Raw genomic sequence first — 17,413 nt, 5'->3', positions numbered from 1 at the left:
TTCACCACCTCCTTATCGTTTCAAAGCACTAACGCCAGCCGGCGCTCATGGCCAATCCGGCCCTTATACGCCTCGCCGCTGTCGACCCAGCCCGCCGCCAGATACAGGCCCATCGCCGCCACATTCTGCGCGTCCACCGACAACTCCAACGCTTTGATCTGCGGCCACGTGCGCAGGGCCGCCGCCGGCAGCGCCTGCAAACAGGCTTTGCCAAACCCACGGCCCTGCTGATGCCGATCAACCTGCAACGCGTGCAGCGTGGCGCTGTGTTCATCGGCCCAATGAGGCAGGCAGGGCGGGCGTTTAAGCAGCAGGAACGCGACGGGCACGTCATCGGCGAGCAGGGCGAAGCCCTTGATGGCGTTGGGGCTGGGATTGACCAGCAGGCTGTTCAGCGCGCAGTAGATATCGCCTGAATACGCCAGTTGCTCGGGATGCACTTGCAGGGTGTCGAGTTGCTGTTTTTGCACAAGGCTCAGCGTCTCATAGGGCACGAGGCGGGTTTCCATCCAGGGCGCATCCCAAATCCTACAAAGAGGCGTGGATTCTAGCGGGTTTGCGCGTGGCGAAATTATTTTTCAGCGCGCTGTCGATTTACCCAAAGCGCGTTCGACTAAGGGTGTCCCACGTGATTTTCCACCCTCAGGAGTATCGCCATGAGCATTGCAATCACCCGTCTGATCGATGAATGGCAGCAGGCTGTGCTGGTCCGTGATATCGACAAAATTGTCAGCTTTTACGCCGACGATATCGTCTCGTTCGACGCCGTCACCGCGTTGCAATTCAAGGGCAAGGCGGCCTACCGCATGCATTGGGAAGACTGCATGAAGCATTGCCCCGGCCCCGGCATTTTTGAGTTCCATGAGCTGCATATCATCGAGGCATCCGAGAGTGCGTTTGCCCATTGGCTGGCCCATTGCGGCGGTGCCGGGCCGGATGGCGTGGTGAAGGCCTGCTGGATGCGGGTGACCGCCGGTTACCAGCGCATCGAGGGTCAATGGCGCGTGGTGCATGAGCATTGGTCGGCGCCCTTCGACATGGGCAGCGGCAGCGCATTGTTCGACCTGAAACCCTGACCGCCACGAACTATAGTCAGTAGTCCGAAAACGGAGACGCCCATGAAATACCTCTGCCTGATCTACAGCGACGAGCAGGTGTTGCACACCTCGCCGGACAGCCCTGCGGACCCCGAGTGTTTTGCCTATGCCGAGGCAATTCAGGCCAGCGGGCGCATGCTCGCCGCCGAGCCACTGGAGTCGGTGAGCACCGCCACCACCGTGCGCATGCGCAATGGCAAGTTGTCGATCACCGACGGGCCGTTCGCCGAGACCAAGGAGCAGCTCGCCGGGTTTTACCTGATCGAGGCCAAGGACTTGAACGAAGCGATCCAGGTGGCCGGTGGCATACCGGCGGCCAGGGTCGGCAGTGTGGAAGTACGCCCCGTGCGTGAATTGAATCTCTGAAAACAACAACCACAAGAGGTTTATCCCATGACAACGCCAATTGCCGAATTTGAACTGTCCATCAGCCGCTTGATCGACGCCCCGCGCAACCGTGTGTTTCGCGCCTGGACCGAACCTGCCTTGTTGCAACAATGGTGGGGACCCCACGGCATGACCACGCCCGAGTGCGAAATGAACCTGTGGGTCGGTGGCCTGTTTCGTACCCTGATGCGTGCGCCGGATGGCGCCGAGTACCCGACCCAGGGTGTGTTCCTGGAGATCCAGGCGCCGAGCCGGCTGGTGTTTACCGACGCTTACTCGCCAGGCTGGGTGCCGTCGGGCAAGCCGTTCATGACCGCCGAAGTGACTTTCGAAGAGGTCGAAGGCAAGACGCTGTATACCGCTCGCGCCATGCACTGGAGCGAAGCCGATAAACAGGCGCACGAAGCCATGGGGTTTCATGACGGCTGGGGCCAGAGCCTGGACCGCCTGGTGACGCTGGTGACCCAGGGCATGCCCGATTGACGCCTGAACTGGAGGCGATCTACCGCAGCGAGTCACGCCGCGTGCTCGCCACGCTGATCCGTTTGCTCGGTGATTTCGACCTCGCCGAAGAAGCCCTGCACGAGGCGTTCTTCGTCGCGGTCGAGCGCTGGCAGCACGACGGTGTGCCGAGCAATCCACGCGCCTGGCTGGTCTCGACCGGCCGTTTCAAAGCCATCGACCGCCTGCGCCGCCAGGCCCGTTTTACCCCCTTGTTGCAGGAGCAGGCCGATGCGCTGGAAGCGGCCGAGTGGAATGAGGACGACGTGGAAGACGACCGCCTGCGCCTGATGTTCACCTGCTGCCACCCGGCGCTGGCGCCTGACGCCCAGGCGGCGCTGACCTTGCGTGAGATCTGCGCCCTCACCACCGAAGAAATCGCCCGCGCCTTTCTCGCCACGCCCACCACCATCGCCCAGCGCATCGTGCGCGCCAAGGGCAAGATTCGCGAGGCGAAGATTCCCTATCAGGTGCCGTCCCGCGACGAATTGCCCGAGCGCCTGGACAGCGTGTTACGCGTGGTTTACCTGGTGTTCAACGAGGGCTATTCGGCGTCGATGGGCGCGAACCTTACTCGGGAGGACCTGACCCGCGAAGCCATTCGGCTGGGGCGCCTGCTGGTGGAACTGCTGCCAGAGCCGGAAGTCATCGGCCTGCTGGCGCTGATGCTATTGCACGAATCACGCCGAGCGGCGCGCACCTCGGCCGACGGCGAGTTGGTGTTGCTGGATGAACAGGACCGTGGGTTGTGGGACGCGTCCTTGATTGCTGAAGGCTGCGCACTGGTGGAGCAGGCGTTGAGCACACGGCGTTTTGGCCCGTATTGCCTGCAAGCCGCCATTGCGGCGGTGCACGCCGAAGCGTCGAGCGCGGGGGAGACGGACTGGCCGCAGATTGTCGGGCTCTACGACGTGTTGCTCAGGGCGGTGCCGTCGCCGGTGATCGAGTTGAACCGCGCGGTGGCGCTGGCGATGCGCGATGGGCCGTTGGCAGGCCTGCAGGCAGTGGAGGCGATTTTTGCGCGAGGCGAGTTGCTGGATTACCACTGGGCACATTCGGCGCGTGGGGAGTTTTGTCGGCAGTTGGGGCGTAGCGAACACGCCCGTGCTTCGTACGAAAAAGCCCTGTCACTGACTCAACAAACCCCAGAAAAGCGCTTTTTAGAGCGGCGCCTGGCTGAACTCAAATCCCCCAGACAATAAGGATCAACCCTGTGGGAGCAGGCAAGCCAGCTCCCACATGCAAACGCGTTGTCTGGGGGCAATCACTCCAACATCTTGCCGAGCAACCAACTCCCCGCCGGCCCCGGCGGGTGGTGCCTTGACCACAGCGCGTCCACCGCCACCGAGCGTGGCCAACCACGGGCCTTAAGCTCCACCAGGTGGTCGCCGCCAAAGCGCTCCACCAGCCAGCGCGGTATCGGCGCCCAGCCGAACCCCAGCTGCGCCATTTCCATCAACATCAGGTAACTGGGGGCCGACCACACGCGCCCAGTGGCACGGATTTCATTCGGGTTGATGATGCTGGCCAGGCGCAGCTCGCGATGCTGCTGCAGGGTGTTCACGCAGATGTTTTTCAAGTGGGCCAACGGGTGTGAAGGCGCGACGAACAGCGCAATTTCGGTGCGCTCCTCCACGGGAGCGCCCGTCAGGTCGGGCGGGTAGGTGTCCTGTTGCTCGATAAACGCAATCTGCGCTCGGCCGCTCTGCACCAGAGCGACCAAGTCTTCGCACTCGGCGATCAGACATTCCAGCTCAAGGTCCGGGTAGCGCTGTTCAAACGCTTTGAGGGCGATTTCAAAGCGGTCGGACTGGTAAGTATCGGACATGGCGATGGTCAACTTAGGCTCCAGGCCTTGTGACAACTGGCTCGCCGCCAGCGCCAGGCGGCTGCTGGCCTCCAGCACCTGCTCGGCGCGTTGCAACAACACGTGGCCGGCCGGGGTGAGCGTTGGCTTGCGGCTGCTGCGATCAAACAGCGTCACATCCAGGTCAATCTCCAGACTCGCGACCGCCGCGCTGACCGTGGATTGGCTCTTGCCCAACTTGCGCGCCGCGGCGGAAAAAGAGCCTTGGGTGGCCGCCTGGACAAACGCCTGCAGCACTTCATGAGAGGCCATGAGTATCGCCTTGATCGATGGTTATTAGTTATGAAGTATCGATTCAAAGGGTAATCATGGCAACCGTCGTCACTCACGGAGCCGGGCCATGAACCCTACCAAGTCGATTACTGAACGTGTTTGCCAAGCCATTGGTTTTGAGGGTTTGGCGTTGTTGATCTGCACCCCGTTGCTGGCGTGGATCATGGACAAGCCCGCCCTGGAGATGGGCATGGTCACCCTGGCGATCAGCCTGATGGCGCTGACTTGGAACGTGATCTTCAACGGCCTGTTCGACCGCCTGAAGGCACGCTGGAAACTCGCCAATAACGCCTGGACGCGTGTGCTGCACGCATTGATGTTCGAGGGCGGCCTGATTCTGATGTGTGTGCCGTTGATCGCAGCGTGGCTGAACATCAGCCTGATGCAGGCGTTTATTCTCGACATCGGCGTGCTGCTGTTCTTCCTGCCGTACACCTATGTGTATCACTGGGGCTATGACGTGCTGCGGGAAAAGTTCGTACAGCGCCGGCTGGTCAGCCAAGCTTGAGCGAGGCGACAAACTCCAGAAACGCCCGCACCTTGGCGGCGGGCAAATGCCGCGACGGGTAGTAGGCGTACAACGGAAAACGCTCGTCCGGCCAGTCGGGAAACAACTCCACCAGGCTGCCGGCATTGAGCGCCGGCGTCAGGCCCAGGTCGAGCATTTGCGCCACCGCGTGCCCGTGTTCACACACGCTGTACAAGGTGCTGGCGTCGTTGACCACCAAGCGCCCGTCGGTGCGCACGATCACCTGCTCGCCCTTGCGGTGGAACTCCCAGGCAAACGGGCGCCCGGTCTGCGAGTCGCGAAAGTCCAGGCACATATGCCCGTTTTCCAAGTCTTGTGGCGTGGCCGGTCGGCCGTATTGCTCAAGGTAAGCGGGGGAGGCCACGGTGAGCACGCGCACTTGCATCAATTTGCGCGCGATCAGCGAGGAGGATTGCGGGATGCCGAAGCGAATCGCCACGTCAAAACCGTCGGCGACCAGATCGCCGAGTTGGTCGCGGGTGTGCAAGTCCAACTGCAATTGCGGGTAGCGGCGCATGAAGTCGCCCAGCACCGGGCCCAATACCAGGCGCGAAAAGTACGGGTCGATATTCACCCGCAAGCGCCCGCGTACGGTCAATGCACTGTCGGCGGCGGAGCTGGCGGCCTCTTCGAGACCGGCCAGCAACGGCGCGATTTGCTGATAAAAACGTCGGCCTTCGTCGGTCAGTTGCACCGAGCGCGTGGTGCGGTCGAACAGGCGAATCCCCAGGCGCTTTTCCAGCCGCGAAATCGCTCGGCTGACCCCCGAAGGCGTCATGTCCAGGCTGTCGGCGGCGCGGGCAAAACTGCCGCTGTCGACCACGGCTGCCAATACGCCCATGCCGCCGGCCAAACCTGGATCGAAACTCATCGGTGATTGCCTGTCTGTGACTTGAAGGCATTGATGCTAGCGCACAATGCCTACAGAAACATGCCGCCCGAGGCTTCGATGCGTTGCCCGGTGATCCAGTGGCTGCCATCGGCCAGCAAGGTCGAGATCGCGCCGCCGATGTCGTCTGGCAAACCGGCACGGCCCAGCGCGGTGTTGTTGGCGACCATTGCGTTGAGGTCCTTGTTGTCGCGCACCGCGCCGCCGCCGAAGTCGGTGGCGATGGCGCCCGGTGCCAGGGTGTTGACGGTAATGCCGCGCGGGCCCAACTCTTTGGCCTGGTAGCGCGACAGCACTTCAACCGCGCCCTTCATCGAGGCATACGCCGAATACCCTGGCAGGCTGAACCGCGCCAGGCCGCTGGAGATATTGATGATGCGCCCGCCATCGCTGATCAGCGGGAGCAATTTTTGCGTGAGGAAAAATGGCGCCTTGAGGTGGATCGCCACCAGGCGGTCAAACTGTTCTTCGGTGGTTTCGGCGAAGCTGGCGTGAGCGCCGATGCCGGCGTTGTTGATCAGAAAATTGAAGTGATCCTGTGCGAAAACATCCTTGAGCACTGTGCTGATCTCGCCGACGAAGTCATTGAAAGTGCCGCTTTGGCTCACATCCAGTTGCAGCATGGCCGCACGGCCACCCAGGGCTTGAATCTGTTCCACCACCGCTTGGGCGTCGGCTGCGGCGCTGTGGTAGGTGCCGATGATGTCGACGCCCTGTGCCGCCAGGTGCAGCGCTGCGCTTTTGCCCAGGCCGCGGCTGGCGCCAGTGATGAGTGCGATTTTACGGGTCATGGTGCAGTCCTCTTGTGTGATCAGTGGGACTGAGTGTATTTGTCCGTTCGTAACGTGATAAACAGGACGTTATCGGAATCACTGGCCGGATAAGGCGAACAATCCCATGAACAAGCTTGAGCTGTTGCGCACCTTCGTGCGGGTCACCGAACTGTCGAGTTTCACACAGGCCGGCGAGAGCCTGGGCCTGCCGCGCTCCACGGTGTCCGAGCACGTGCAGGCACTTGAAGAATTGCTCGGTGCGCGCCTGTTGCAGCGCACCACGCGCAAGGTCCAGGCCACTCAGGATGGGCGCGTGCTGTATGAGCGCAGCAAGGATTTGCTGTCGCACATGGAAGAACTTGAAGGCCTGTTTCGTCAGGATGAAGCGCAACTGAGCGGGCGCATTCGCGTGGACATGCCCAACGTCATGGCGCGGGACCTGATCCTGCCGCGCCTGCCCGAATTCATGCACGCCCACCCCTTGATCGAGCTGGAAATCAGCACCACCGACCGCCAGGTAGACCTGCTCGCCGAAGGTTTCGACTGCGTGTTGCGCGTTGGCGCGCAGCCCGATCAGTCGGTGGTCGCGCGCCTGCTGTACAGCATGCCGATGATCAACTGCGTCAGCGCCGAGTATGTTCAGCGCCATGGCAAGCCCGAGACCCTGGCCGACCTGGCGCATCACCAATTGGTGCATTACGTGCGGCCATTGGGTTCGCGTTCGCCGGGGTTCGAATACCAGCAGGGCAACAAAGTGCACCGCGTGCCGATGGCCGGGCGTGTCACGGTCAACAGCACCGATGCGTACAAGTCGGCGTGCCTGGGCGGTTTTGGCATCACTCAGGTGCCGGTCCTGGGGATTCGCGATTTACTCGAGCGCGGTGAACTGGTGGCCGTGTTGCCTGACTACCCCGCACCGGCGTTGGACGTGTCGCTGCTCTATGCCGGGCAACGGCATTTGCCACAGCGCGTGCGGGTGTTCATGGATTGGCTGGCCGCCACCTTGCAAGCCCGGATTTAACGCCGCGCCGACAACTGCTGCGGTGCCAGGAAGGCGTCGTGGAAGTAATCCCGAAACGCCTGCATCGCCGGCGTGAACGCGCGCTCGCGGTGCCAGGCCAGGCCGACGCTCATGGGCGTCACCGGGTCGGTCACCGTCAGCGTTTCGATGCGCTTGCCTTCCAGGGACCAGGGCCGGTGCACCAGGTCCGACAGGATCGCCACGCCGCTGCCATTGGCAACCATGCTGCGCACCGCTTCCACTGAACTGGTGCGCAGCCGCACCTTGGGCGTTTGCCCGGCCTGTTCCCAGTAGCGCATGGCGCTGTGTTCGGCCTCGTCGACGGTGAGCAGGATGTAGGGTTGCTGCGCCACATCGGCCAGGCTCACGGCGCCGCGTTCGCACAACGGGTGGTGGCTGGGCAGCCACAGGCGGCGTTCGGAATTGAACAGGATCTCCGAGACGATATCCGGGTGAGTCAGGTTGGCGGTGAGCACCACGGCCATGTCGAATTGACCGTCGAGCAGGCCGTGTTCGATGGCCTGGCGCTCTTGCTCGAACACCTCGATGGTCACGTCCGGGTGCCAGTGTTCCATGCGCTGCAAGTGATGCGGCAGGAAGTAGCCGAGCACCGTGTAACTGGCCGCCACGCGCAGCACGCCGCTGGCGCGGTAATCCGGCAGCGGGCTGTTCAGCGCGTCGTCCACGCTGCGCACAATCACATAGGCTCGGTTGAGAAAGTGCCGCCCGGCATCGGTCAGGTTCATGCCTTGGGCCGAACGCACAAACAGCTGCACGCCGAGCATGGCTTCCAGTTCCTTGATCGCCGTGGTCACCGCCGACTGGGAGATGTTCAAGTGAATGGCCGCCTGGGAGATCTGGCCGATCTCGGCAGTGGCGACGAAGTAGCGAACTTGGCGCAAAGTCAGGGACATGGCTTTATCTGATTTTCAGAAGATGGGCCATCTGATAATAGATCTTCCCAAGGGGTCAAGCGCCAGCCTACTTTCCTCGCATCACCTTTGGCGGAGCGACACCGATGCAGGCAGTGGATTTCAATTCAGACATGGGCGAAGGCTTCGGCCCCTGGACCATCGGCGATGGCGTGGATGCTGAACTGATGGCTTACATCAGCTCAGCCAACATCGCCACCGGCTTCCACGCCGGCGACCCCGGTACCATGCGCCGCACCGTCGCGCGCGCCAAGCAACTGGGCGTGGCCATCGGCGCGCATCCAGGCTTTCGCGACCTGGTGGGTTTCGGCCGTCGGCACATCAACGCACCGGCCCAGGAACTGGTGGACGACATGCTCTACCAGCTCGGCGCCCTGCGCGAAATCGCCCGCGCCCAAGGCGTGCCCCTGCAACACATCAAGCCCCACGGCGCGCTCTACATGCACCTGGCCCGCGACGAAGAGGCCGCGCGCTTGCTGGTGCAAAACCTGCAACTCATTGAGCCGACACTGTCGCTGTACTGCATGCCCAACTCGGTGATCTGGCGCGTTGCCAAGGAACTCGGGCAGCCTGTGGTGCGCGAGTTTTATGCCGACCGTGAATACGACCTGACCGGCTCCATCGTGTTTACCCGCAATGTGCGCGCGCTTGACCCTGCAACGGTCGCGGCGCGGGTCTTGCGTGCTTGTCAGACGGGGTTGGTGCGAACGGTTGAGGGCGAAGACCTGCCTATCGAATTCGATTCCATCTGCCTGCACAGCGACACGCCCGGCGCGCTGGAGTTGGTCGAGGCCACTCGCGATGCGTTGGACCAGGCGGGCATCGTAGTCACTGCGGCGAGTGGACGTGTTGGGGTGAGCGGACTCTCTGAGGGCGAGCGGGCTTGCTGAGACAACCGGACTTGCTGTGGCCTGTGGCGAGCGGGCTTGCCCCGCGTTGGGCGGCGAAGCCGCCCCAATAATCGCCGCGTAGTATCAGGTAGCACCCGGTCGCCTGATTTAAGGGCTGCTGCGCAGCCCAACGCGGGGCAAGCCCGCTCGCCACAGTAAGCCCACTGGCAACAGTAGGTCCACTGACCACAGTAGGCCCGCTGGCAGCAGTAAGCCCACTGGCAACAGTAAGACCGCTTGCCACAACGACATGCGCTCACCACAACAAAAAACGTGCGCCCCCCACATTATTTTTTGCCTGCCTTTCTACAATGATTCCAAGAGGAACAGACATGGCTGAAACGTCCCCCATCCGCTACAGCTTCGGCGGTGATGAACACCTGTTTGCCGAGGTCAGCGACAGCATGTCCTTGCAGGCCTTTTTCAAAGGCATGGCCGTGACCCGCGCCGTGGAGCGTCTGGCGCTGGAAGGCGTGCTGGATGTGTGCCTGGCCAATGCGTCGTTTCAGATTCGCTTCGACCCCGACCGCATCGCGCCACACGTGCTGCTCGACGCCGTGCAAAGCGCCGAAGCCCAGGCCGTGGCCGAGCGCACGTTGCACACGCGCATCATTGAAATCCCGGTGCTCTACAACGACCCGTGGACCCACGAAACGCTGATGCGTTTTCGCGACCGTCACCAAGACCCCACGGGCACGGACCTGGAATACGCCGCGCGCATCAACGGCCTGGCCGACGTGGACGCGTTTATCGCCGCCCACAGCGGCGCGCCGTGGTTTGTGTCGATGGTGGGCTTTGTCGCAGGCCTGCCGTTCATGTTCCAGATGGTTGAGCGCGAACGGCAATTGCAGGTGCCCAAGTACCTGCGCCCGCGCACCGACACGCCCAAATTGACCCTCGGGCATGGCGGCTGCTTTGGCTGTATCTACTCGGTACGCGGCGCCGGTGGTTACCAGATGTTTGGCGTGACCCCGGCGCCGATCTACGACCCGGCGCAGCAGTTGGCGTACCTCAAGGAACACATGGTGTTCTTCCGCCCCGGTGACATCGTGCAGTTCAAACCGCTGGACCGCGACGCCTACGACCTGGCGGTCGCCGAGGTGGACGCGGGGCGTTTCGACCTGCGCATCCGCCCGGTGGAATTTTCCCTCGACGCCTTTCTTGCCGACCCCGTTGGCTATCCGAAAACCCTGCAGGAGGCGCTGGAATGATCAAAGTCATCAAACCCGGCCTCGCCACCTCTGTGCAGGACCTTGGTCGTGAAGGCTATTACCACTTGGGCATCCCGCCCTCGGGTGCGCTCGACCAATACGCGTTGAGCGCGGCCAACCACCTGGTGGGCAACCCGGTGGGTGCGGCGGGCCTGGAATGCACGTTGATTGGCCCGGAGTTGCAGTTCCAACAGGACGCATTGGTGGCGCTCAGCGGTGCGCTGATGGCGCCGCGCCTGGACGGTGACGTGGTGCACCAGGACACCGCGTTCCAGGTGCGCGCCGGGCAAGTGTTGCGCTTTGAATTTCCCAAGGCGGGCGCGCGCACCTACCTGGCGGTGGCGGGCGGCATTGATGTGCCATTGGTGCTCGGCAGTCGCTCGACATACACCCTCGGCGCGCTCGGTGGGTTTCAGGGACGGCGCTTGCAGGCGGGCGATGAACTGCCGATCGGCGATGCCAGTGGGCAGGGGCGTGCGGGCAACAGTTTGCCGATGGCACTGCGTCGCTCAGTCGGCGGCGATGTGACCTTGCGTGTGGTGCCGGGGCTGTATTACGACCGGCTGACTGACGGCGCGAAAAGCAGCTTTTTTGCCGAACCGTGGACGGTGGGCTCCGAGGCGGATCGCATCGGCTATCGCTTCAAGGGCGGTAGCGCGCTGAGTTTTCAGCCGCGTGAGCAGCCATTTGGCGCGGGCTCTGATCCGTCGAATATCGTCGACAGTTGCTACCCCATTGGCTCGATCCAGGTGCCGGCGGGGTTGGAGCCGATTGTGCTGCACAGGGATGCGGTCTCGGGCGGTGGCTACGCGATGATTGGCACGGTGATCAGTGCGGATCTGGATTTGATCGGGCAGATGCAGCCGAACCAGCGGGCGGGGTTTGTGGCGGTGACGCTGGAGGAGGCCTTGGAGGCGCGGCGGATGTACAAGAAGCGGTTGAAGGCCATGGCTGGCCTCTTTACTTCCTGACACACCCTAAAACCCCTGTGGGAGCTGGCTTGCCTGCGATGGCGGCGGGTCAGCTTACCTTACTGTTGGCGGGTACACCGCCATCGCAGGCAAGCCAGCTCCCACCTTTCCAATTGCGTTGGGTCAGAACAGTTTGGTGAACAGCCAGTACAAACTGCCCGACAACAGAATCGCCGCCGGCAACGTTAGCACCCAGGCCATCAGCAAATTGCGGATGGTCTTCATCTGCAACCCTCCGCCATTGGCCACCATGGTCCCGGCCACACCGGACGACAGCACATGGGTGGTCGACACCGGTAACCCGAACATATCCGCTGCGCCAATCGTCAGCATCGCCACGGTCTCGGCCGAGGCGCCTTGGGCATAGGTCAGGTGGGTTTTGCCGATCTTCTCGCCCACCGTCACCACGATGCGCTTCCAGCCAACCATGGTGCCCAGGCCGAGCGCGATGGCCACGGCGATCTTCACCCACAGCGGAATAAAGCGCGTGGAACTGTCGACCTGTTCCTTGAACAGCTTCAATTTGCCTTGGGTGTCGGCGTCGAAGCTGCCGACCTTGTCCTTGTCCATCAGGCGAATGGTTTCGCTGGTCAAGTACATGTCGTTACGCACGTTGCCTACCGCTTCGGCGGGGACTTTGGCCAGAGAGCCGTAGCCTTTGACTTCGTCACCAATCTGGCCTGCCAGGGCGGCGAGGGCGGGTATCAGTTCCGCGGTGGCTTCCTTGGTGCGCACGTAGGTCGACAGGATCGGCCGTGGGTCGCCCGGCAGTGCTTGCGGTGCGCTTTTCATCAAGGCGACCTGGGTCACCTCGGCCACTGCCGCAAACTGCAAGGACTGCTCGGCCGGCATGGTGCGGTTCAGCGCGTAGGCCATTGGCAGGGTGCCGACCAGGATCAGCATGATCAGGCCCATGCCTTTCTGGCCGTCATTTGAACCGTGGGCGAAGGACACGCCGGTGCAGGTGGCGATCAGCATGCCGCGAATCCACCACGGCGGCGGCGTGTCGCCCTTGGGCGCTTTGTACAGCGAGCGGTTTTTCACAAAGGCGCGCAGGGCCAGCAACAGCAAGGCGGCAAACGCGAAGCCGATCAGCGGTGACAGCAGCAGCGCATAACCAATCTTGATCGCCTGGCTCCAATCGACGCCGCTGGTGCCGTCACGCCCGTGCATCAAGGCGTTCGCCACGCCGACGCCGATGATCGAGCCGATCAGGGTGTGCGAAGACGACGCCGGCAGGCCCAGCCACCAGGTGCCGAGGTTCCACAGGATCGCGGCGATCAGCAAGGCGAAGATCATCGCGAAACCGGCCGAGGAGCCCACCTGCAAAATCAGCTCGACCGGCAGCAGGGCAATGATGCCGAACGCCACGGCGCCGCTGGACAGCAGCACGCCGAGGAAGTTGAAAAAGCCCGACCACACCACCGCAAAGTGTGGCGGCAGCGAGTTGGTGTAGATCACCGTCGCCACTGCGTTGGCGGTGTCGTGGAAACCGTTGACGAACTCGAAGCCCAGGGCGATCAACAGCGCCACGCCGAGCAGCAGGAACGGCGTCCAGGTGGTCACCACCGTGCCCAGTTCGTGCATGTCGTGCATCAGGCTGTAGGCGGTAAACAGCAGACCCATGGCGAGCACGGCGAAGAAGATGATCACCGTCACCAGGCCGGGTTTCTTGTCCAGCCGGGGTTTGGGGTCTGCGTGTGAGGCAGTGGTGGAGGCAGTCAGGGAAGGGGTGGCCATGCCGGAGCATCCAGTGTGGGGAGGATGTCGTTGATGATCATTGCAGAATGTTACAGAGATGCTGCGGTAAGTCAGTGTTTAGGGAATTGGGCGTGCCACTGGTCTACAAACCGCCACAAAAGTAATGTCAGAGTGCAATCAATGTGGGAGCTGGCTTGCCTGCGATAGCATCGCCTCGGTGCCTCTGAAAGACCGAGGTGCCTGCATCGCGGGCAAGCCCGGCTCCCACATTTTGACTGTATTGCAGGTCAGTAGTCTTTGCGTTTGCGGAATGCCCAGCGGCCGGCAATCAAGGTGAACGTGGCCACCAACGCCACCAGAATCCAGAAGCCTTCCGGGTCGGTAGAAAGCGGCACGCCCCCCACGTTCATGCCGAAAAAGCCGGCAATGATGTTGATCGGCAACGCCAGCACGGTCACCACCGTAAGGGTGAACAGCGTGCGGTTGCTTTGTTCATTGAGGTTGGCGGCGATCTCTTCCTGCAACAATTTGATCCGCTCGCCCAGGGCCATCAGGTCGTTGATGATCAGCGCAAACTCCTCGGTGGATTTGCGCAATTCCTTCACGTCCTCCTTTTGCAGCCACTGCGGCGGGCGATTGAGCAGGCGCAGCAACGAGCCCGGTTCCAGCGCCAGCAGGCGTTGCAGGCGCACCAGCACCCGGCGCGCAGCACCCAGTTCGGCGCGGTTGGTAGACAGGCGCGAGGACAGCAACTGGTCTTCGATCTGGTCGACGCTGAGGCTGGTCTTGCGCACGATCTGGGTCAGCACCTCGCCCTGGTCGCGCAACAAATGCACCAGCAGCTCCAGCGGCGAGCGAAAGCGTTCACCGGCTTTGACCGACGAGCGCAATTTGTCCACCGAATGCAACGGTTGCAGGCGCGCACTCACCAGCAAGTGGCTGCGGGCGCACACCCACAGCGTGGAAATATCCGAGGAGACCATGCTGCTGAAGTTGAACACCACGTCGTTGACCACCGCCAGCAAGGCCGAGTCAACGTGTTCGATGCGCGTAGAGCGCGAACCTTCGTGCAAGGCTTCGAAAAACTCTTCCGGCAGCGCCAGATGCGTCTGCATCCAGCGCTCGCACGCGGCGTGCGCCAGGTTCAGGTGCAGCCAGAGAAATTCTTCCGGGTTGTGCGGCGCCTGCAAGGCTGCGAGCGCCGTGGCCGAGTCAATCTGCTCGCCCTTTTCGCCGGGTCGAAAACGAAACCCGTAAAGCAGGCCAAACAGATCGGGATCTTGATGGCCGTGGTCGATGCTGTGGTTCATGGAGGCTCGCAGAGAAAGCGCCTGTAGGACGTTTCACAGGTTCGCGTGGGCGAATCATTGCAAGGCTGGATGACGATTTTGTGACGGTTTGAAAACCAGTTCAGCGGGTTTTCAGTGTGAAGGTGAAACGCGTGCCATTTTTTGCGCAGGACGACACCTCAAGCTGCCCGCCGTGGGCATCGGCAATCTGCTTGACGATATACAAACCCAGGCCCAGGCCGGCTTGCGGCGTGTCCTTGACCGGCCGCGAGTAGGGCTGGAAGAGCCGAGGCAAAGCCAGTTCGTCGATCTGGCCGGGGTTCTTCACGGTCAGCGTGAAGTGCTCATGCTCAACCCGCGCCGTGACCTCCACCGGGCCGTCGTGGCTACCATGATGGATGGCGTTGGCCACCAGGTTGGAGAGCAATTGCGCCAGCCGATCGCGGTCGCCGTAGACGCCACGCAGGTCGCCGATATCGGCCTTGATCAAGCGTTGCGGGTTTACGCTTTGCACTTCGAAGACCACATGGCGAAAAGCGTCCTGCAGATCCAGGCAATCATTGAGGTGCAGCGGTATGCCGCTGCCCATGCGCCCGCGAGCGAAATCCAGTACATCTTCGACCAGTTGCGAGGCGCGCCGGCCGCTGGCGAGGATGTGCCGTACGAGCGGGTCGGTCGCCGCGTTGGGGTGTTTGCGCAGCAGCCGCTCGGCACCGAAGTTGATGGCGAACAGCGGGTTGCGCAGGTCATGGCCGAGCACGGCGATGAATTGCTCGCGCAGCTCGGCGGTGCCGCGTTCTTCCTGCAATTGCGCCTGGGTATTCTGCAAGGCCTCCTCGGCTTCGATCTGCAAGGACAGCACCCGGGCGAACGACTCCATGGTCGATTGGATCGTGCTGCTGCGCAGCTGCGCGGGGTTGGGGTCCAACGCGCAAATGGTGCCGAAAAAACGCCCGTCAGTGCGGAACACCGGCACCGAGATATAGCTTTCAAACTGGTACATGCGCGGGGTGTGGTGGTCGTGGTAGCGCGGGTCTTCGCTGGCCTTGTCGATCACCACAGAGGCGTGGGAACCCCGGATTTCGTGACAGATCGTCGTGGACAGGTCCAGCTCGCCACCCACACCGAGGCCGAACTCCAATTGATCGAGTACAGCGCAGGCGGTCCAGGTGTCCTCGGTCACGCGCGCCACGGCGGCAAAACGCAGGCCGGTCATGTCGCTGATGACTTTGAGCATCGCAGGTACGGCACTGATACGGCCAATAGTGGCGATGTCGGCGGCTTTCTGCCCCATGCAGCGGTCTCGATATGGAGGAGGGTGGGCGTTGTGCCCAGGTTAATGAGTGGGATTCTAGCGACCTTGCGCGCTGTAGGTGTAATTTCATTATCCAGGTGGGTACTTTTCCTGCCTCTGGCTTTGCAGCACGCATAAAAAAACCGCGCCACTTAAAAAGTGGCGCGGTTTTTTTGGCGGTTGACTCAAGTGTCTTGCTTGTTTTCCAGCACCGCGCCGGTCTTGGCGTCGAGCTTGACTTCAAAGCGCTTGCCGGCGGTGTCGGTCACGTCAACTTCGTACACCAGCACACCGTTTTTGTGGTCCAGCTCGGTGTCGGTGATGCTGGCGCCGGGGTGAGTGGCCACGGCGGCGGCGTTGAGTTTTTCGAACGGCATGACTGCGCCGGATTTGAGCAGGCCTTCAATGTGATCCGGGCGAACATCCGCCTGGGCCAGGCCGGCAGTCAGGGTCATGGCGGTAGCGGCAAACAGGGCGGTCAGGGTTTTCATGGTGTGTCCTTCGGTGAGCTGTTTAAGTGGCGCCAGATTAACCAGCGCAACTTAATTCATCCTTAATGGCGAACCGACACCTATTGCGGCCTGACGCTTAGTTAGTACCCGTTGTCCTTGAGCAGGTCCTGCACACTCGACGACGGCCAGCGCTTGTAGAACTTCAGCAGTTCGGCGGCGCGGTTGGTGAAGATGCCATCGACGCCGGCGGCCATCACTTTCTCGAAGTCCACGGGCTCATCGACGGTATAGACGTGCACCAGCAAGCCTTTGTCGTGGGTCAGCTTGTTCATTTGCGGCTTCACCAGGTCGGTGTAGCTCTGGTCGCCATGGTTGGTCAGCTCGGCCGATGGGCCGGTGCCGATGGCGCCGAGGCTTTTGGCTTCGTCGACCCATTTTTCAAATTCGGCAGCGTCTTTGGGCTCTTGCTTGGCGTAGTAGGCCGCTTTGGTGGTCTCGCCGGATTCGGCAAATGTTTGCGCGGATTTTGGCTCGATGCTGCCAGGGCCGACCCACAACAGCAGGATTTTCGGGGTGTTGGGCATTTCTTTCTGCAGCTCTTTCAAGCTGTCTTTTTCAAACGTTTGCAGCACGACGCGGCCCTTGCCCTGGCCGACGCCCGTGTTGCTCTTGCCCAGCTTGGAGCCGGCGGAGCTCAACCAGCCCTTGTCCAGCAGCTTGTTTTTCAGGTCGGCTTCGATGCCCGGAAATTGCTTGGGCTCTTTGGTTTCGATGTACAGGCCGGGTTTGTGCTGCGGGTTGCCTTCGGCGATCTTGATGATTTCGTCCAGGCTCTGGATTTTCAGGCCGACGAACGCTGGGCGCGCGCGATCCGGGTAGGCGGCGTTGAACCAGCTGCCAGCGTCCAGGGTGCGCAGCTCGGCCCAGGTGAACTCGTTGGCCGGGGCGTCTTTGCGCTCGGGGAACTTGGTGGCCACGTCGGTGGTGCGCTGCAGGTTATTGTCGTGCAGGGCGAACAGCACGCCATCTTTACTGCGCTGCAGGTCCATTTCCAGGTAGTCGGCGCCCAGGTCGCGCGCGAGCTTGTAGGACGCCGCGGTGGATTCGGGAGCGTCGTAGGAAGCGCCACGGTGCGCAATGACGGCCGGGTAAGGAATGCCTTCGTTTGTTGCCAATTCAGCCGGGCTGATCGGGTCGGCAGCCTGTGCCTGGCCAAGGCCGAGCATCAGAGCGAGCAGCAAGGCGCTCTTGGTAAACGTGACAGGCATATGCGAAGTCCTTTCGTGGAGGTAACTTTGAGAAGGCGTCCTTTTTAACAATTGATTGCGAAAGGCGC

Annotated in this window: 19 protein-coding genes; 9 read left to right on the top strand and 10 right to left on the bottom strand. The window is 62.1% G+C overall.

All coding sequences use genetic code 11. The annotated features are described in order from the left end of the window. Positions 1 to 20 precede the first annotated feature (20 nt). The gene (locus AB5I78_RS22735; RefSeq protein ID WP_370003797.1) at positions 21 to 509 is read right to left on the bottom strand and encodes a GNAT family N-acetyltransferase; all 489 of its coding nucleotides are present in this window, start codon (positions 507 to 509) and stop codon (positions 21 to 23) included. 147 nt (positions 510 to 656) lie between these two features. Here AB5I78_RS22735 and AB5I78_RS22730 point away from each other — a divergent pair, with 147 nt between their 5' ends. Genes AB5I78_RS22730 through AB5I78_RS22715 form a run of 4 tightly spaced genes read left to right on the top strand, consistent with a single transcriptional unit; the run spans position 657 to position 3,187 of the window. After that, entirely contained in the window at positions 657 to 1,076 is a 420-nt protein-coding gene (locus AB5I78_RS22730) for a nuclear transport factor 2 family protein (RefSeq protein WP_370003794.1), read from the top strand. A 42-nt stretch (positions 1,077 to 1,118) separates the two neighbouring features. Then, positions 1,119 to 1,463 (top strand): YciI family protein, encoded by a 345-nt coding sequence (locus AB5I78_RS22725; RefSeq protein WP_242196266.1) that lies wholly within the window; start codon positions 1,119 to 1,121, stop codon positions 1,461 to 1,463. A 27-nt stretch (positions 1,464 to 1,490) separates the two neighbouring features. Then, complete coding sequence (locus AB5I78_RS22720; protein WP_145159452.1) at positions 1,491 to 1,967, top strand: SRPBCC family protein; 477 nt, start codon at positions 1,491 to 1,493, stop codon at positions 1,965 to 1,967. Further along, entirely contained in the window at positions 1,964 to 3,187 is a 1,224-nt protein-coding gene (locus AB5I78_RS22715) for an RNA polymerase sigma factor (protein WP_370003790.1), read from the top strand. The genes AB5I78_RS22720 and AB5I78_RS22715 overlap by 4 nt, the downstream gene beginning before the upstream one ends. 62 nt (positions 3,188 to 3,249) lie before the next feature. Here AB5I78_RS22715 and AB5I78_RS22710 read toward each other — a convergent pair whose 3' ends face one another. Further along, positions 3,250 to 4,104 carry a LysR family transcriptional regulator gene (locus AB5I78_RS22710; protein ID WP_145159448.1) on the bottom strand — a complete coding sequence of 285 codons (855 nt, stop codon included), beginning with the start codon at positions 4,102 to 4,104 and terminating at the stop codon, positions 3,250 to 3,252. An 88-nt stretch (positions 4,105 to 4,192) separates the two neighbouring features. Between AB5I78_RS22710 and AB5I78_RS22705 the strand changes: the two genes are divergently transcribed. Continuing rightward, positions 4,193 to 4,633 (top strand): multidrug/biocide efflux PACE transporter, encoded by a 441-nt coding sequence (locus tag AB5I78_RS22705; RefSeq protein WP_370003788.1) that lies wholly within the window; start codon positions 4,193 to 4,195, stop codon positions 4,631 to 4,633. Here the strand turns inward: AB5I78_RS22705 and AB5I78_RS22700 are convergent. Together AB5I78_RS22700 and AB5I78_RS22695 are read right to left on the bottom strand one after the other, a co-directional pair. Then, positions 4,620 to 5,525 carry a LysR family transcriptional regulator gene (locus AB5I78_RS22700; protein ID WP_370003785.1) on the bottom strand — a complete coding sequence of 302 codons (906 nt, stop codon included), beginning with the start codon at positions 5,523 to 5,525 and terminating at the stop codon, positions 4,620 to 4,622. The genes AB5I78_RS22705 and AB5I78_RS22700 overlap by 14 nt on opposite strands. A gap of 50 nt (positions 5,526 to 5,575) precedes the next feature. After that, positions 5,576 to 6,334, bottom strand: coding sequence for an SDR family NAD(P)-dependent oxidoreductase (locus AB5I78_RS22695; RefSeq protein WP_370003782.1), 759 nt, complete (start codon positions 6,332 to 6,334; stop codon positions 5,576 to 5,578). A 106-nt stretch (positions 6,335 to 6,440) separates the two neighbouring features. On the opposite strand from AB5I78_RS22695, the gene AB5I78_RS22690 reads away from it, so the two are divergent. Next, on the top strand, positions 6,441 to 7,337 hold the full coding sequence (locus tag AB5I78_RS22690) for a LysR family transcriptional regulator (RefSeq protein WP_145159441.1): 897 nt from the start codon (positions 6,441 to 6,443) through the stop codon (positions 7,335 to 7,337). On the opposite strand, the gene AB5I78_RS22685 is transcribed toward AB5I78_RS22690, so the two are convergent. Continuing rightward, entirely contained in the window at positions 7,334 to 8,251 is a 918-nt protein-coding gene (locus AB5I78_RS22685) for a LysR family transcriptional regulator (RefSeq protein ID WP_145159439.1), read from the bottom strand. The genes AB5I78_RS22690 and AB5I78_RS22685 overlap by 4 nt on opposite strands. A 104-nt stretch (positions 8,252 to 8,355) precedes the next feature. Here AB5I78_RS22685 and AB5I78_RS22680 point away from each other — a divergent pair, with 104 nt between their 5' ends. From AB5I78_RS22680 to AB5I78_RS22670, 3 genes are all read left to right on the top strand, one after another. Further along, positions 8,356 to 9,159, top strand: coding sequence for a 5-oxoprolinase subunit PxpA (locus AB5I78_RS22680; protein ID WP_370003779.1), 804 nt, complete (start codon positions 8,356 to 8,358; stop codon positions 9,157 to 9,159). 332 nt (positions 9,160 to 9,491) lie between these two features. Then, on the top strand, positions 9,492 to 10,370 hold the full coding sequence (locus AB5I78_RS22675; RefSeq protein WP_370003777.1) for an allophanate hydrolase subunit 1: 879 nt from the start codon (positions 9,492 to 9,494) through the stop codon (positions 10,368 to 10,370). Next, positions 10,367 to 11,341 (top strand): biotin-dependent carboxyltransferase family protein, encoded by a 975-nt coding sequence (locus AB5I78_RS22670; RefSeq protein ID WP_370003774.1) that lies wholly within the window; start codon positions 10,367 to 10,369, stop codon positions 11,339 to 11,341. The genes AB5I78_RS22675 and AB5I78_RS22670 overlap by 4 nt, the downstream gene beginning before the upstream one ends. Positions 11,342 to 11,464: 123 nt before the next feature. On the opposite strand, the gene AB5I78_RS22665 is transcribed toward AB5I78_RS22670, so the two are convergent. The 5 genes from AB5I78_RS22665 to AB5I78_RS22645 all read right to left on the bottom strand — a co-directional run bounded on the left by AB5I78_RS22665 (position 11,465) and on the right by AB5I78_RS22645 (position 17,345). Then, entirely contained in the window at positions 11,465 to 13,081 is a 1,617-nt protein-coding gene (locus AB5I78_RS22665) for an inorganic phosphate transporter (protein WP_242196245.1), read from the bottom strand. Between the two features lie 248 nt (positions 13,082 to 13,329). Further along, the gene (locus AB5I78_RS22660; RefSeq protein WP_145159429.1) at positions 13,330 to 14,352 is read right to left on the bottom strand and encodes a transporter; all 1,023 of its coding nucleotides are present in this window, start codon (positions 14,350 to 14,352) and stop codon (positions 13,330 to 13,332) included. A gap of 100 nt (positions 14,353 to 14,452) precedes the next feature. Further along, positions 14,453 to 15,625, bottom strand: a complete 1,173-nt coding sequence (locus AB5I78_RS22655) for an ATP-binding protein (RefSeq protein WP_370003770.1) — start codon at positions 15,623 to 15,625, stop codon at positions 14,453 to 14,455. A 185-nt stretch (positions 15,626 to 15,810) separates the two neighbouring features. After that, positions 15,811 to 16,116 (bottom strand): PepSY domain-containing protein, encoded by a 306-nt coding sequence (locus AB5I78_RS22650; protein WP_145159425.1) that lies wholly within the window; start codon positions 16,114 to 16,116, stop codon positions 15,811 to 15,813. A gap of 101 nt (positions 16,117 to 16,217) precedes the next feature. Further along, entirely contained in the window at positions 16,218 to 17,345 is a 1,128-nt protein-coding gene (locus AB5I78_RS22645) for a glycerophosphodiester phosphodiesterase (RefSeq protein WP_106576086.1), read from the bottom strand. Positions 17,346 to 17,413: the final 68 nt, after the last annotated feature.

Origin of the sequence: Pseudomonas sp. N2-3-1-14 (genome assembly GCF_041228395.1) — a bacterium.
Taxonomy (GTDB): domain Bacteria; phylum Pseudomonadota; class Gammaproteobacteria; order Pseudomonadales; family Pseudomonadaceae; genus Aquipseudomonas.
This window is presented reverse-complemented; position numbering and strand designations above follow the sequence as displayed.

What these genes read in the sequence shown, in the direction of transcription:
- AB5I78_RS22735 (WP_370003797.1), bottom strand. Translation starts at nt 509, where the DNA reads ATGGAAACCCGCCTCGTGCCCTATGAGACGCTGAGCCTTGTGCAAAAA.
- AB5I78_RS22730 (WP_370003794.1), top strand. Translation starts at nt 657, where the DNA reads ATGAGCATTGCAATCACCCGTCTGATCGATGAATGGCAGCAGGCTGTG.
- AB5I78_RS22725 (WP_242196266.1), top strand. Translation starts at nt 1,119, where the DNA reads ATGAAATACCTCTGCCTGATCTACAGCGACGAGCAGGTGTTGCACACC.
- AB5I78_RS22720 (WP_145159452.1), top strand. Translation starts at nt 1,491, where the DNA reads ATGACAACGCCAATTGCCGAATTTGAACTGTCCATCAGCCGCTTGATC.
- AB5I78_RS22710 (WP_145159448.1), bottom strand. Translation starts at nt 4,104, where the DNA reads ATGGCCTCTCATGAAGTGCTGCAGGCGTTTGTCCAGGCGGCCACCCAA.
- AB5I78_RS22705 (WP_370003788.1), top strand. Translation starts at nt 4,193, where the DNA reads ATGAACCCTACCAAGTCGATTACTGAACGTGTTTGCCAAGCCATTGGT.
- AB5I78_RS22700 (WP_370003785.1), bottom strand. Translation starts at nt 5,525, where the DNA reads ATGAGTTTCGATCCAGGTTTGGCCGGCGGCATGGGCGTATTGGCAGCC.
- AB5I78_RS22695 (WP_370003782.1), bottom strand. Translation starts at nt 6,334, where the DNA reads ATGACCCGTAAAATCGCACTCATCACTGGCGCCAGCCGCGGCCTGGGC.
- AB5I78_RS22690 (WP_145159441.1), top strand. Translation starts at nt 6,441, where the DNA reads ATGAACAAGCTTGAGCTGTTGCGCACCTTCGTGCGGGTCACCGAACTG.
- AB5I78_RS22685 (WP_145159439.1), bottom strand. Translation starts at nt 8,251, where the DNA reads ATGTCCCTGACTTTGCGCCAAGTTCGCTACTTCGTCGCCACTGCCGAG.
- AB5I78_RS22680 (WP_370003779.1), top strand. Translation starts at nt 8,356, where the DNA reads ATGCAGGCAGTGGATTTCAATTCAGACATGGGCGAAGGCTTCGGCCCC.
- AB5I78_RS22675 (WP_370003777.1), top strand. Translation starts at nt 9,492, where the DNA reads ATGGCTGAAACGTCCCCCATCCGCTACAGCTTCGGCGGTGATGAACAC.
- AB5I78_RS22670 (WP_370003774.1), top strand. Translation starts at nt 10,367, where the DNA reads ATGATCAAAGTCATCAAACCCGGCCTCGCCACCTCTGTGCAGGACCTT.
- AB5I78_RS22665 (WP_242196245.1), bottom strand. Translation starts at nt 13,081, where the DNA reads ATGGCCACCCCTTCCCTGACTGCCTCCACCACTGCCTCACACGCAGAC.
- AB5I78_RS22660 (WP_145159429.1), bottom strand. Translation starts at nt 14,352, where the DNA reads ATGAACCACAGCATCGACCACGGCCATCAAGATCCCGATCTGTTTGGC.
- AB5I78_RS22655 (WP_370003770.1), bottom strand. Translation starts at nt 15,625, where the DNA reads ATGGGGCAGAAAGCCGCCGACATCGCCACTATTGGCCGTATCAGTGCC.
- AB5I78_RS22650 (WP_145159425.1), bottom strand. Translation starts at nt 16,116, where the DNA reads ATGAAAACCCTGACCGCCCTGTTTGCCGCTACCGCCATGACCCTGACT.
- AB5I78_RS22645 (WP_106576086.1), bottom strand. Translation starts at nt 17,345, where the DNA reads ATGCCTGTCACGTTTACCAAGAGCGCCTTGCTGCTCGCTCTGATGCTC.